This is a genomic window from Paenirhodobacter huangdaonensis, assembly GCF_004022465.1.
GTDB lineage: Bacteria > Pseudomonadota > Alphaproteobacteria > Rhodobacterales > Rhodobacteraceae > Rhodobacter > Rhodobacter huangdaonensis.
This window is the reverse complement of record NZ_SAVA01000005.1, coordinates 278,613-291,301: the sequence shown is the minus strand read 5'-3', so window position 1 is coordinate 291,301 and position 12,689 is coordinate 278,613. Positions and strand designations below refer to the sequence as shown.

Annotated in this window: 12 protein-coding genes; 5 read left to right on the top strand and 7 right to left on the bottom strand. The window is 70.2% G+C overall.

From position 1 onward, the window contains the following. Nucleotides 1–46: 46 nt before the first annotated feature. Entirely contained in the window at nt 47–214 is a 168-nt protein-coding gene (gene rpmG, locus EOW66_RS10860; protein WP_011750518.1) for a 50S ribosomal protein L33, read from the top strand. Nucleotides 215–302: 88 nt separating this feature from the next. Here rpmG and EOW66_RS10855 read toward each other — a convergent pair whose 3' ends face one another. After that, a complete protein-coding gene (locus EOW66_RS10855) occupies nt 303–962 on the bottom strand; it encodes a hypothetical protein (RefSeq protein WP_128156375.1) in 660 nt (219 codons plus the stop codon). Nucleotides 963–1,139: 177 nt separating this feature from the next. Here EOW66_RS10855 and EOW66_RS10850 point away from each other — a divergent pair, with 177 nt between their 5' ends. Genes EOW66_RS10850 through EOW66_RS10835 form a run of 4 tightly spaced genes read left to right on the top strand, consistent with a single transcriptional unit; the run spans nt 1,140 to nt 5,958 of the window. Further along, on the top strand, nt 1,140–2,408 hold the full coding sequence (locus EOW66_RS10850; protein WP_128156374.1) for an imelysin family protein: 1,269 nt from the start codon (nt 1,140–1,142) through the stop codon (nt 2,406–2,408). A gap of 25 nt (nt 2,409–2,433) precedes the next feature. After that, nucleotides 2,434–3,870, top strand: a complete 1,437-nt coding sequence (locus EOW66_RS10845; RefSeq protein ID WP_128156373.1) for a di-heme oxidoredictase family protein — start codon at nt 2,434–2,436, stop codon at nt 3,868–3,870. Next, entirely contained in the window at nt 3,870–4,877 is a 1,008-nt protein-coding gene (locus tag EOW66_RS10840) for an imelysin family protein (protein WP_128156372.1), read from the top strand. Before EOW66_RS10845 ends, EOW66_RS10840 begins: the two co-directional genes overlap by 1 nt. A gap of 13 nt (nt 4,878–4,890) precedes the next feature. Beyond that, nucleotides 4,891–5,958 (top strand): DUF1513 domain-containing protein, encoded by a 1,068-nt coding sequence (locus tag EOW66_RS10835; RefSeq protein ID WP_128156371.1) that lies wholly within the window; start codon nt 4,891–4,893, stop codon nt 5,956–5,958. A 3-nt stretch (nt 5,959–5,961) separates the two neighbouring features. Here EOW66_RS10835 and EOW66_RS10830 read toward each other — a convergent pair whose 3' ends face one another. From EOW66_RS10830 to EOW66_RS10805, 6 genes are read right to left on the bottom strand one after another with little or no spacing between them, the layout of a single operon-like run. Beyond that, nucleotides 5,962–6,897 (bottom strand): 2-hydroxyacid dehydrogenase, encoded by a 936-nt coding sequence (locus tag EOW66_RS10830; protein WP_128156370.1) that lies wholly within the window; start codon nt 6,895–6,897, stop codon nt 5,962–5,964. After that, nucleotides 6,897–8,036, bottom strand: coding sequence for a rod shape-determining protein RodA (gene rodA, locus EOW66_RS10825; protein ID WP_113900795.1), 1,140 nt, complete (start codon nt 8,034–8,036; stop codon nt 6,897–6,899). Before rodA ends, EOW66_RS10830 begins: the two co-directional genes overlap by 1 nt. Before the next feature lie 9 nt (nt 8,037–8,045). After that, a complete protein-coding gene (gene mrdA, locus EOW66_RS10820; protein WP_128156369.1) occupies nt 8,046–9,992 on the bottom strand; it encodes a penicillin-binding protein 2 in 1,947 nt (648 codons plus the stop codon). A gap of 22 nt (nt 9,993–10,014) precedes the next feature. Further along, nucleotides 10,015–10,554 (bottom strand): rod shape-determining protein MreD, encoded by a 540-nt coding sequence (locus EOW66_RS10815; protein ID WP_113900797.1) that lies wholly within the window; start codon nt 10,552–10,554, stop codon nt 10,015–10,017. Beyond that, nucleotides 10,547–11,443: a rod shape-determining protein MreC gene (gene mreC / locus EOW66_RS10810; RefSeq protein ID WP_128156368.1), complete on the bottom strand. Its 897-nt coding sequence runs from the start codon at nt 11,441–11,443 to the stop codon at nt 10,547–10,549. Before mreC ends, EOW66_RS10815 begins: the two co-directional genes overlap by 8 nt. 43 nt (nt 11,444–11,486) lie before the next feature. Then, complete coding sequence (locus EOW66_RS10805) at nt 11,487–12,524, bottom strand: rod shape-determining protein (RefSeq protein WP_113900799.1); 1,038 nt, start codon at nt 12,522–12,524, stop codon at nt 11,487–11,489. Between the last annotated feature and the right edge of the window lie 165 nt (nt 12,525–12,689).

The following is a 12,689-nucleotide window of genomic DNA, read 5'->3' as shown; positions in this document are numbered from 1 at the left end:
CGGGTGCGGTCGGTTCAGGACAGCTCCCGACTGCAGGAGAACGAAAATGGCGAAGCCGACGACGATCAAGATCCGTCTGAACTCGACGGCGGGCACCGGGCACTTCTACGTGACCAAGAAGAATGCCCGCACCATGACCGAAAAGATGACCGTGAACAAATACGATCCGGTCGTCCGCAAGCATGTCGAGTACAAGGAAGGCAAGATCAAGTAAGATCTGCCGACCGCAAGGTTCTGGAAAGGCCGCGCCCTGTGCGCGGCCTTTTCGTTTTCGCGCAGCCCTCTGCCTTTTTGCACCGCCCTCAGCGCCAGAGCGCGGCGAACAGGACGAGGGCGGCGAGGATCGCCCCGGCGACACCCCAGAGCGTGGCCGGTGGCAGGGGTGCGGGGGCCGGAGGCGGCGGCAGCAGGCGCGGCTCCGGGCCGGCCACCTCTGTGCCGGTGCCCGGGGGGGCTGCGCGCGCCGTGCCGGCCGCTGTCGCGGCTGCGGCGGGGGCGCCGCCATCGGGCCTCGGCTCGACCTCGGGCCAGCTGGTCGGCGCGGCGAAATCGGCGGGCCGGCGCGCCTCCTCCTCCGCGCGCGGATGTGCGGCAGGCCGCGCCGGCCCCCGCGCGGGGGCACCGCCATCGGCCGTCATCTGCGCGATCAGGATCTGCGCGACCAGCGTCTGGGCCGGCAGGGCCGGCGCGGGCGGGGCCGGCATGGGCATCTGCGGTGCCGCACCGGCCCCCGCGGTGCCCTCCGTCAGCGCCGGCCGCGCGGCGTCGGCCCGCTCGGCCGGCGTCCCGGTTTCGGTGGGCAGGGGCAGGGCGGCGGCGAAGCCCGGGGCCGCGGGCGGCGGTTGCGCGGCGGCGCCGGCCGGCGTCGGGGACGTGCCGGAGGCGGGCACGGGCCGGGCCGCGGCCTCGGGCAGGGGCAGCGGCGTGCGGGGCAGGGCGGGCAGGAGCGACGGGGGAATCATCGGCGGGCTCGCGGTGGCAGACAGGCGGCAGGCGGCTGGCAGTCTGGGCCCCGGCTCTTGCCGGAAGGTTAAGAAAATACCCGATGTAAAAAATCAGGTTTACAAAGCAGACAAAACAAGTCAGCTATTTCGCGACCCCGCCGCCCGCCGGCCGAGACGACACGAAAGGACCCCGCGATGAAATTGACCCTGATGGCGCTGGCCACCACGGCCCTTGTTCCCGTTCTTGCCGCTCCGGCGCTGGCCGGCGCGCCGACCGAGGCGGCGGTGATCGCAACCTATGCCGATCTTGCCGAGGCGGGCTATGCCGACAGCCTCGCGACCGCGCAGGGGCTGCAAAAGGCGGTCGACGCGCTGATTGCCGCGCCCTCCGAGGCGACGCTGGCGGCCGCGAAAACGGCCTGGGTCGCGGCGCGCGTGCCCTATCAGCAGACCGAGGCCTTCCGCTTCGGCAACCCGATCGTCGATGACTGGGAGGGCAAGGTGAACGCCTGGCCGCTCGACGAGGGGCTGATCGACTATGTCGATCCCGACTCGGCGGCGGTGAACGAGGAAAACGACCTCGCCCTTGCCAATGTCATCGCCAATCCGAAGCTGGTGATCGGCGGCGCCGAGGTCGATGCGACCGAGATCACCCCGGCGCTGCTCGAGACCCTGCACGAGGCCGAGGGGATCGAGGCGAACGTGGCGACCGGCTATCACGCGATCGAGTTTCTGCTCTGGGGGCAGGATCTGAACGGCACCGGCCCCGGCGCGGGCGCGCGGCCCTACACCGACTATCTGCAGGGCGACGGCTGCACGCATGGCAATTGCGACCGCCGCGGCGCCTATCTGAAGGCCGCGACCGAGCTGCTGGTCAGCGACCTGACCGAGATGGCGGGGAACTGGACCACGGGCGGTGAGGCGCGCAAGGTGCTCGAGGCTGACCCGGCCAAGGGCATCTCGGCGATCCTGACCGGGCTTGGCTCGCTCTCCTATGGCGAGCTCGCGGGCGAGCGGATCAAGCTTGGCCTGATGCTGCACGATCCCGAGGAAGAGCATGACTGCTTCTCGGACATGACCCATCTGAGCCATTATTACGACGGCATCGGCATCCGCAACGTCTATACCGGCCATTACGTGCGGGTCGACGGTGCGGTGGTCTCGGGCCCCTCGGTGAGCGATCTCGTCAAGGCGAAGGATGCGGGCGTCGATGCCCAGCTGCGCGCCGATCTCGACGCAACGGTCGGCAAGCTGACCGAGATGAAGGCCGCGGCCGAAGGCGGCATGGCCTTCGACCAGATGCTTGCGATGGGCAACGACAAGGGCGCGGCGCTCATCACCGGCGTCGTCGACGCGCTGGTCACCCAGACCCGCGACATCGAGCGCGCGGTGGCGGTGCTCGGCACCTCGATCTCGGTCGAGGGCTCGGACAGCCTCGACAACCCCTCGGCGGTTTTCCAGTGAGGTCCGGGGCTCCGGCCCCGTCGCGATGATCCGTCTGCCCGCCCTTCTGACCAGCCTTGCCCTCGCCGCGCCTGCCGTGGCGGGGGATCTGGCGGCGGCCTATGGCCCCGACGCGGCGCGCGTCGCCGCGGTGATGGCGCCGGCCACGGTTTTCACCACGCCCGAGCCCTTCGAGGCCCGTCCGCTCGGCGCCGCCACCGCGCTTGGCGGCGCGCCGGGGGGGTTGCTGCCCAATCTCTCGCCCGAGGCGCGGATGCAGGCGACGCTGGGCGAGGCGATCTTCGAAAAGCTCTGGGTGCCGGCGCCGACGGCGACCCGCGCCTCGGATGGGCTCGGCCCGCTTTACAACGCGCGCGCCTGTGCGGGCTGCCACGAGAGGGGCGGGCGCGGCCGGGCGCCGGTGCTGAAGCTCGGCCGGCTCGGCGCGGAGGGGGAAGGGGCAGCTCCCGGCATCGCCGGCTGGCATCCCGTTGCCCCGGATCCCGGCCTTGGCCGGCAATTGCAGGATTTCGCCATCACCGGGCTTCAGGCCGAGGGGCAGCTGGCGATCGACTGGCAGGCGGTCGCGCTGCCGCTCTCGGGCGGCGAGGTCGCGCAGCTGCGCCGGCCGGTGCCGCGCGTCACCCCGGCGCTTGACCCCGCCACCCGCAGCGCGCTGCGGATGCCGCCCGCGCTTTATGGGCTTGGCCTGATCGAGGCGATCCCCGAGGCGGCGATCCGGACGGGCGCCGACCCTGACGATGCCGATGGTGACGGCATCTCGGGCCGCGTGGCCGAGGTGCCTTCGGCGGCCCTTGGTGGCGTGCGGCTTGGCCGCTATGGCCACAAGGCGGGCGCGGCGACGCTTGCCGACATGGTGGCGGGGGCGTTCTCGACCGACATGGGGCTTTCGAGCCCGCTTGCCCCCGACCCCTGGGGCGATTGCACCGCGGCGCAGACGGCCTGCCGGGCGCTGCCCTCGGGCGAGGATGCGGGGCTGCGCGAGGGTCGCGAGGTCGGCCGCGAGGCGCTGACCGCCGTCGCCGATTACGTCGCCGCGCTTGCCTTGCCGAAGCGCGAGCGGATCGCCGAGCCGGAGGTTCTGGCCGGCAAGGCCGCCTTCGCCGCCGCGGGCTGCCCCGCCTGCCACCGGCCGAAATTCGTCACCGCCCGCGATGCGGCCGACCCCGCCCGCAGCTTTCAGCTGATCTGGCCGTTCTCGGATTTCCTGCTCCATGACATGGGGCCGGAGCTTGCCGCCGGCCTGCCCGAGGGCGTGGCCTCGGGCGCAGAGTGGCGCACCGCGCCGCTTTGGGGGATCGGCACCACCGGGCGTACCAGCTTCCTGCACGATGGCCGCGCCCGCTCGCCCCTCGAGGCGGTGTTGTGGCATGGTGGGGAAGCCGCTGCCGCGCAGGCGCGCGTGGTGGCGATGCCGCCCGCCGACCGCGCCGCCCTGATCCGCTATCTGGAGAGCCTCTGATGCGCCGCATTGCCCTGTCCCTCGTCCTCGCCCCGGTGCTTGCGCTGGCTCTTGCCGGGCCCGGCCGGGCCGATGTGCCCGAAACCGTCGCCAAGGTGATCCTGCCGGGATACGCCGGCTTCACCCGCGCGACGCAGGATCTGGCGGCCGCTGCCGCCGCCGATTGCACGCCCGGGGCGCTGCGCGCGCCCTGGAACGCCGCCTTCGACGCCTGGCTTGGTGTGCAGCATGTCCACATCGGTCCGGCCGAGGAGGAGGGCCGCGCGCTTGCCATCGCCTTCTGGCCCGATCCGAAGAACATCGGCGGCCGGCAGACCGAGGCGATGTTGCAGGCGGCCGATCCGACACTCGTCACCCCCGAGGGGGCGGCGCAGCTCTCGGTGGCGGCGCGCGGGCTTTTCGGGCTCGAGCGGCTGCTTTATGGCCCCGCTTCCGACACCAATCCCGCCTATGCCTGCGATCTGCGCCGGGCGCTAGCCGCCGACCTTGCCCGCATGGCACAGGCGATCGAGACGGGCTGGAAGGACGGCTTTGCCGAGACCGTGCTGCGCGCAGGCACCCCCGGCAACACCACCTATCTCAGCGCGGCCGAGGCGCGGCAGGCACTGTTCACCCAGCTGATCGCCGGGCTCGAGTTCAACGCCGATACCCGCATCGGCCGGCCGCTTGGCAGTTTCGAGCACCCGCGCCCCGAACGCGCCGAGGCCCGCGCCTCGGGCCGCTCGCTGCGCGATGTGGCGCTGTCGCTGAAGGCGCTGCGTGCCTATGCCGGGGCGCTGGCGCAGGGGCTTGGCCCGATCCCCGCGACTGAGGCGGCCTTCGACCGTGCCGAGGCGCTGGCGGCGAAACTGGACGATCCGGTCTTCGCCGGTGTCGCCGATCCGGGCTTGCGGCTGAAGGTCGAGATCCTGCAACAGGCGATCCAGGCCACGCGCGAGAGCGCCGAGACCGAGATCGGCGCGCTTCTGGGCGTGCGCTCGGGTTTCAACTCCGCCGATGGCGACTGAGAAGGGACATCCGATGAAACGCCGCGCTTTCCTTGCCTCGCTGGCCGCCGCGACCGCCGTGCCGCGGCTGAGCTGGGCCGATGCGGGCAGCCCCGCCTATCTCGCCGCCGCGCAGGAGCCCTCGGGCGCGCATGCGCTCTATGGCCTCTCGGCCACCGGCGCGCGGCTCTTCTCGCAGCCGATGCCGGCGCGCGGACATGCCGCGACCGCGCATCCGACCCGGCCCGAGGCCGTGGCCTTCGCCCGCCGTCCGGGCACCTTCGCGCTGGTGATCGACTGCGTCACCGGCGCCACCACGGCCCGGCTGACCCCGCCCGAGGGCCGGCAGTTCAACGGCCACGGCGCCTATTCTCTGGATGGCGCGGTGCTCTACACGTCCGAAGTGGTGGCCGAGGGCTCGGCCGGCCGGATCGGCCTGTGGGACGCGACGCGCGGCTATGCCCGGCTGGGCGAGTTCGCCTCGAACGGCATCGGCCCGCATGAAATCCGCCGCCTGCCGGGCTCGGATGATCTGGTGATCGCGAACGGGGGGATCGAGACCGATCCTTCGGACCGCACGCCGCTGAACCTCGACAGCATGCGGCCGAACCTGAGCTATCTCAGCCCCGAGGGCGCGGTGCTCGAGGTCGTCGAGCTGCCGGAGATGGCACAGAACTCGATCCGCCACCTCGCGCTGACATCGGACGGGCTCGTCGCCTTCGCGATGCAATGGCAAGGGGACCTCGCCGAGCCGGTGCCGCTTCTGGGCCTGCACCGGCGCGGCGGGGCGGTGGTGCTGGCCGAACCGAAAGACAGCGAGATGTTCGCGATGAAGGGCTATGCCGGCTCGGTCGCTTTCGCGCCGGGCGGTGGCGAGGTGGCGATCACCTCGCCCCGTGGCGGCCGGATCGAGGCCTATTCAGTCGAGGGCGCGCCGCTGTGGTCGGTGGCGCGCGCCGATGTCTGCGGCCTTGGCCCCTGCGCCGAGGGCGGTTTTGTCGCGACGGACGGGCAGGGGGCGGTGATGCGGGTGCGGGCGGGCACGATCGCACCGCTCGGCACCGCGCCGCTCGCCTGGGACAACCACCTGGTCGCGCTTTAGGTCTCAGTAACCGCGGGCGCGGTCGACGCGGTGCAGGAAGGGCGCGCCCGCCTCGCCGCGGCGGATGTTCTCGGCGATCACCTTCGCGGCCGAGGCGGGGCGGGTTTCGGCCGCGACATGCGGGCTGACCGTCACCCGCGGGTGGCGCCAATAGGGGTGCCCGGCGGGCAGCGGCTCGCTGCGGAAGACATCAAGCGTCGCCTGCGCCACCTGACCCGCATCGAGCGCCGCCAGCAGCGCCTCGTCGTCGATCAGGTTGCCGCGGCCCGGGTTCAGGATCACCGCGCCACGCGGCAGCAGGGCGAGCGTGCGGGCATTCAGAAGGTCTGTCGTCTCGGGCGTATTGGGCAGGATCGTCACCAGGATCTCGGCGCGGGCAAGCGCGGCCCCGAGCCCCTCGGCGCCGCTGAGGCAGGTGGCGCCCTCGATCGCCTTCGGCGAGCGGCTCCAGCCCGTCACCCGGAAGCCGAGCGTGACCAGCATCTGCACCGCCGCGGTGCCAAGCGCGCCAAGACCCAGCACCACGACCGAGCGCTCGGGCGCGAGCGGCGGCGCCACCTGCTCCCAATGCGGCTCATGCCGGCCGATGAAGCGGTCGAGCCCGAGATGGGCGCGCAGCACCTGTCCCGCGACCCATTCGACCATGCCGCGCTCGAGCCCCTCGTCGACCATGCGGCACAGGGGCTGCGTCAGCGTCGGGTTGCCCACCACCCGCTCGACCCCGGCCCAGAGGCCAAGCACGGCCTTCGCCCGGGTGTAGGGCGAGAAATCGGTGACCGGGCCCGAGGGCGCGTAGACGATGTAATCGACCGCCTCGGGCGCAACCTCGCCGGGGCGCTTCAGATCGACGGCCAACCCCGCCTCGGCGAAGGCCCCGGCCAGCGCCGGCATCCAGACATCGGCCGTCGCGACGGCCCCGGCATAAAGCGCAACCACCATCAGCGCGGCCGGTGCACGTTGGCGCTTTGGACAAGGCCAAAGGCGCTGAGCAGGATCATCATCTGTGTTCCCCCGTAGCTGACGAGCGGCAGGGGCACGCCGACGACCGGCATCAGCCCCATCACCATCGCCATGTTGATCGCGAAGAAGAAGAAGAAGGTGCCGGCGACACCGAGCGTCAGCAGGCTCGAGAACCGGTCCTTGTTGATCAGCGCCGCATAGATGCAAAAGCCGATGATCCCGGCATAGAGCATCAACAGGCCGAAGGCGCCGACGAAGCCGAATTCCTCGGCCAGCGTGGTGAAGATGAAGTCGGTGTGCTTCTCGGGCAGGAAGTTCAGCCGCGACTGCGTGCCCTGCATGAAGCCGCGCCCCGCCCAACCGCCCGAGCCGAGCGCGATCTGCGCCTGGGTGATGTTGTAGCCCGCGCCGAGCGGGTCCTCGGTCGGGTCGAGGAAGGTGTCGATGCGCTTGAACTGATAGTCGTGCAAGAGCTGCCAGTCGGTGCCGCGGCTTTCGAGCACGCCGAAGACGAGGGCGACGACAAGGGCGATCACCGTGCCGAAATACCACAGGCTCACCCCGGCCGCGAACATCACGAAGCCGCCGCCCAGCACCAGCATCACCGCGGTGCCGAGGTCGGGCTGTTCGAGCACGAGGAAGGTCGGCAGCAGGATCAGCACCACCGGGATCAGCACCCACAGCGGGCGCGACACCTTCTCGACCGGCAGCCAATCGTAATAGGCGGCGAGCAGCATCACGAGGGCGATCTTCATCAGCTCGGAGGGCTGGATGCGCACCGGCCCGACCTCGAGCCAGCGCTGCGCGCCCATGCCGATCGCGCCGAAAAGGTCGACCGCGACCAGCAGCAGCAGCGCGATGAAATAGGCCACGCCCGCGGTGTTGCGCCAGAACCAGATCGGGGTGAAGCCGACGATCAGCATCGCGATCATGCCGATCGCGAAGCGCTTCATCTGCGGCTCGGCCCAGGTGGTCATGTCGCCGCCGGCGACGGAATAGAGCATCAGGAAGCCCGCGCAGGACACCGCGGTGAGCAGGATGATCAGCGGGTAGTTCAGGTAAAGCACCTTGCGCAGCCCGGTGGGCACCGTCTTCAGGTTGCTTTCGAGATAGCTCATGGCGCCTCCTCAGGCCCGGCTCTTGGCGCCGGTGCCGACGGTGTCCGGATCGACGAGGTCGAGTGCGTCGAAGCGGCTCTGCACCGCCTTGCGCTGGCTCGACGGATAGGCCTCGAGCGGCGGCAGCCCGTCGTTCAGCGCAAACAGCAAGATGTCGCGGGCGATCGGCGCGGCGGTGGTGGAGCCGCCCGAGCCATGCTCGACGATCAGGCTGACGGCGTATTTCGGATTGTCGGCCGGGGCGAAGCAGACGAAGAGCGCATGGTCGCGCCGCTCCCAGGGCAGCTGGCTGTTCGAGATCACGCCCCGCGCCCGTTCGGCGGCCGAGATGTTGCGCACCTGGCTGGTGCCGGTCTTGCCCGCCATCTTCCATTCCGACAGCACGATCTTCGCCTTGCCGGCGGTGCCATGCGCGCCGTTCACCACCGCGATCATGCCCTTGCGGACATGGTCGAGCCAGGCCTCCTGGAGGCCGAGCGGTTCGGGGGCCGGCACCGGCACCTCGACCCCGTCCATCGAGCGGATCAGCCGCGGCGTCACCGCCTTGCCCGAGGCGAGCCGCGACACCATCACCGCAAGCTGCAACGGCGAGGCCAGCACATAGCCCTGCCCGATCGAGGAGTTGATCGTGTCGCCGATGCGCCAGTCCTTGCCGTAGCGCTCCTGCTTCCAGGCCTTGGTGGGGGCGACGCCCTCGGCCACGGCCGACATCGGCAGGTCGTGGCGCACGCCCACGCCCATGCGCTTCGCCATTTCCGAGATCTTGTCGATGCCGACCCTCTGCGCGACCTCGTAATAGAACACGTCGCAGCTCTGCTCGAGGCTCTGGATCACGTTCACCCGGCCGTGGCCCGAGTGCTTCCAGCAGTGGAAGCGCCGGCCGCCGACCTCGATATAGCCCGGGCAGCGCACCGTATCCTCGGGGCCGATCACGCCCGCCTCGAGCGCCGCAAGCGCGGTGACGATCTTGTAGGTCGAGCCCGGCGGGTAAAGCCCCTGCACCGACTTGTCGGCCAGCGGCCGGTGGTCGTCTTCCATCAGGCCGCGATAGTCGGCCGAGGAAATGCCGCGCACGAAGAGGTTCGGGTCGAAGGACGGGACCGAGGTGATGGCGAGGATGTCGCCGTTGGTCACATCCATCACCACCGCGGCAGCGCTTTCGCCCTTCAGCCGCTCATGGGCGAAGTTCTGCAGCCGGGTGTCGAGGGTGAGCTGCAGGTTCACCCCGGGCTCGCCTTCCTTGCGGCCGAGCTCGCGCATCTCGCGCCCGGCCGAGTTCACCTCGACCCGGCGCTGGCCCGAGCGGCCGCGCAGCACCTCCTCCATCTTCGCCTCGACCCCGGTCTTGCCGATCTGGAACTTCGGGATGCGCAGCAGCGGATCGGGGTTCTCGATCTGGCTGAGGTCGTAATCCGAGACCGGACCGACATAGCCGAGCACATGGGCGAAATCGATGCCATGCGGGTAGTTGCGCGACAGCCCGACCTCGGGCGAGACGCCGGGGAGCGCCGGGGCGTTCACCGCGACGCGGGAAAACTCCTCCCAGCTCAGCCGGTCGGCGACCGTCACCGGCGCATGTGGCGGCTGGCGGCGGATCTCGGTCATCACGTCGGCGGCGGCGTCGTCGCTCACCGGCAGCAGCCGGCGCAGGTCGGCAAGCACGGTATCGACATCGCCCGCATCCTCGCGGGTGATGGTGACGCGGTAATTCTGTTCGTTGCCGGCAAGCAGCACGCCGTTGCGGTCGTAGATCAGCCCGCGCGCCGGCGGAATGAGCCGGATCTTGACCGAGTTGCCTTCGGCCAGCAGCCGATAGTCGTCGGCCTGCTCGAGCTGCATCTTGCGCATCCGCATCGCCAGCACGCCGATGATGCCGGCCTGCGCCACGCCCAGCATCAGCCCGCGCCGGGTGATCGACGAGCGGCTCGCGCGGACGTTCTTTTCGGTCTTCTTCATGCCGGCCTCCTTCCCGCGCGGTTCACAGCGGGTGTCCGAGCGCATCCACCTCTCCCGGCGCGGCGCGGCGCAGCCCGAAGGCCATGCGCGACAGCGCCACGACGAAAGGATAGGCGAGAAGCGTCATCAGGTAACGCAGAAGTTCAAGCCCGAGCGGCGGCTGATCGACCATCGCCAGCGCCAGCACCAGCCGGTTGGCAAGCAGCATGGCAAGCATCACGCCGCTGACGAGCAGCATCTCGAGCACGAAGGGCATGCCGCGGGCGGCCGACTGGCGCGCACGCAGGAACTCGGTGCCGCCGAGCAGGATCAGCGGCCAGAGCCCGATCGGGCGCCAGAACATCAGATCCTCGACGAAGGCCACCGCGACGATCAGCAGCGCCGGGACGAAATCGGGCCGGCGCAGCACCCAGGCGAGGGTGAAGGCCAGCATCAGGTCGGGGCCGGGGATGCCATGCGCCATCGGGTTCACCGGCAGCAGCCGCAGGAACAGGATCACGGCTGCCAGCGCCACATAGAGCGCGCGATGCGCAAAGCGGCGCGTGGTGAGCGGGTCAACCATCCTTGCCCCCCTTCGCCTCCTCCTCGAGCACCTGCGGCGGCGGCGGGATCAGGGGGCCTGCGTCCTGCAACTGCTCGGCCGGGTGCGAGCGCAGCACGCGCAGGAAGTCGAGCCGCTCGTAATCGGCCGAAAGCCGCACCCGCAGCCGCCGGTCCTGGCCCTGCAGCACCTGTCCGACCAGCAGCCCCGCCGGGAACACCCCGCCATCGCCCGAGGACACGACCCGGTCGCCCGGCCGCACCGCATCGGCGTTCTCGAGGAAGTCGATCAGCGGGAAGGCGGTGTTGTCGCCGGTCAGGATCGCCTTCTGCCCCGAGGGCTGGATGGTGACGGGCACCCGGCTCGAGCTGTCGGTGAGCAGCACGACGCGGCTGGTGGTGTGGCCGACGCCCGAGATCCGCCCGACCAAGCCGAGCCCGTCCATCGTCGCCCAGCCGTCGACGATGCCATCGCGCGAGCCGACGTTGAGCAGCACCGATTGCCGGAAGGGCGAGCCGCTGTCGGCGAGCACCACGCCCGACACCGAGGTCAGCTTCGGGTCGAGACGCACCTGGTTCTGGGCGAGCAGCTTGGCGTTTTGCTGTTCCAGCTGCACCGCCGCTTCCTTCCAGGCCTTCATCTGCTGCAGCTCGCGCCGCAGCTCCTGGTTCTGTTCATAGATCCGGACATAGGACTGGAAGCCCTCGACCATGCCGAGGAACTTCGTCACCGGCACCATCGCCCAGTCGAAGGTCGGCACGAAACGGTCGATGAAGGCCGAACGGAAGCGCTCGACCCGCGGGCTGTCGATGCGCCAGGCCAGAAAGCTGACAGCCAGAACCAGCGCCAGAAGCGCGATGGCGATCCGGCGCAGTGGCCCTGCGTAATCTTCGTCGCGGTCTTTCACCACGTCTGCCTCCGGTTGCAGCCCCGACGCCGGTCAGGGACCGGCCTCAGCTGTCGTAGTCGATCACGTGGCGCAGCTGCTTTTCGTATTCGAGCGCCTTGCCGGTGCCGAGCGCGACGCAGTTGAGCGACTGGTCGGCGATCGAGATCGAGAGCCCGGTCTGTTCGCGCAGGCTCAGGTCAAGCTCGCCCAGCAGCGCGCCGCCGCCGGTCAGCATCACGCCGCGGTCGACGATATCGGCCGCCAGATCGGGCGGGGTCGCCTCGAGCGCCTGCATCACCGCGTCGCAGATCTGCTGCACGGGTTCCGACAGCGCCTCGGCGATCTGCGCCTGATTGACTTCGACTTCCTTCGGCACGCCGTTCAGCAGGTCGCGCCCACGCACCAGCAGGCTGGCGCCGCGGCCGTCGTCGGGCATCCGCGCGGTGCCGATCGTGGTCTTGATCCGCTCGGCCGTGCTTTCGCCGACGAGCAGGTTCATGTTGCGCCGCAGGTAGGAGATCACCGCCTCGTCCATGCGGTCACCGCCGACGCGCACCGAGCGCGCATAGACGATGTCGCCAAGCGACAGAACGGCGACCTCGGTGGTGCCGCCGCCGATATCGACGACCATCGAGCCGGTGGGATCGGTGATCGGCATGCCGGCGCCGATCGCCGCGGCGATCGGTTCGGCGATCAGCCCGGCGCGACGCGCGCCCGCCGAAAGAACCGACTGCCGGATCGCGCGTTTCTCGACCGGGGTCGCGCCATGCGGCACGCAGACGATGATCTTCGGCTTCGACAGGGTCGAGCGCTTGTGCACCTTGCGGATGAAGTGCTTGATCATCTCTTCGGCGCTGTCGAAATCGGCGATGACGCCGTCGCGCATCGGCCGGATCGCCTCGATCGAGCCGGGGGTGCGGCCCAGCATCAGCTTGGCATCCTCGCCGACCGCGAGGACCTGCTTCTTGCCGTCCTTGACGTGATAGGCGACCACCGAGGGCTCGTTCAGCACGATGCCCTTGCCCTTGACGTAGACCAGCGTGTTCGCCGTGCCGAGGTCAATTGCCATGTCCGAGGAAAAAATCCCGCCCAGTCCCGCCATGTCCGCTTCCCAATGAGTGATCGCCCGCGACTCGCCCCCCGAGCCCGGCCTCCCGCCCATATAGGCAAAGCCTCGAAAATGCGGAAGCAGATTCCCCTCACGGCCCGGTAACAGCCGCGGCATTCCGCCGGCCGGGGGAGGTCGAATAGCAGATTTCGAACATGA

What these genes read in the sequence shown, in the direction of transcription:
- rpmG (WP_011750518.1), top strand. Translation starts at nt 47, where the DNA reads ATGGCGAAGCCGACGACGATCAAGATCCGTCTGAACTCGACGGCGGGC.
- EOW66_RS10855 (WP_128156375.1), bottom strand. Translation starts at nt 962, where the DNA reads ATGATTCCCCCGTCGCTCCTGCCCGCCCTGCCCCGCACGCCGCTGCCC.
- EOW66_RS10850 (WP_128156374.1), top strand. Translation starts at nt 1,140, where the DNA reads ATGAAATTGACCCTGATGGCGCTGGCCACCACGGCCCTTGTTCCCGTT.
- EOW66_RS10845 (WP_128156373.1), top strand. Translation starts at nt 2,434, where the DNA reads ATGATCCGTCTGCCCGCCCTTCTGACCAGCCTTGCCCTCGCCGCGCCT.
- EOW66_RS10840 (WP_128156372.1), top strand. Translation starts at nt 3,870, where the DNA reads ATGCGCCGCATTGCCCTGTCCCTCGTCCTCGCCCCGGTGCTTGCGCTG.
- EOW66_RS10835 (WP_128156371.1), top strand. Translation starts at nt 4,891, where the DNA reads ATGAAACGCCGCGCTTTCCTTGCCTCGCTGGCCGCCGCGACCGCCGTG.
- EOW66_RS10830 (WP_128156370.1), bottom strand. Translation starts at nt 6,897, where the DNA reads ATGGTGGTTGCGCTTTATGCCGGGGCCGTCGCGACGGCCGATGTCTGG.
- rodA (WP_113900795.1), bottom strand. Translation starts at nt 8,036, where the DNA reads ATGAGCTATCTCGAAAGCAACCTGAAGACGGTGCCCACCGGGCTGCGC.
- mrdA (WP_128156369.1), bottom strand. Translation starts at nt 9,992, where the DNA reads ATGAAGAAGACCGAAAAGAACGTCCGCGCGAGCCGCTCGTCGATCACC.
- EOW66_RS10815 (WP_113900797.1), bottom strand. Translation starts at nt 10,554, where the DNA reads ATGGTTGACCCGCTCACCACGCGCCGCTTTGCGCATCGCGCGCTCTAT.
- EOW66_RS10805 (WP_113900799.1), bottom strand. Translation starts at nt 12,524, where the DNA reads ATGGCGGGACTGGGCGGGATTTTTTCCTCGGACATGGCAATTGACCTC.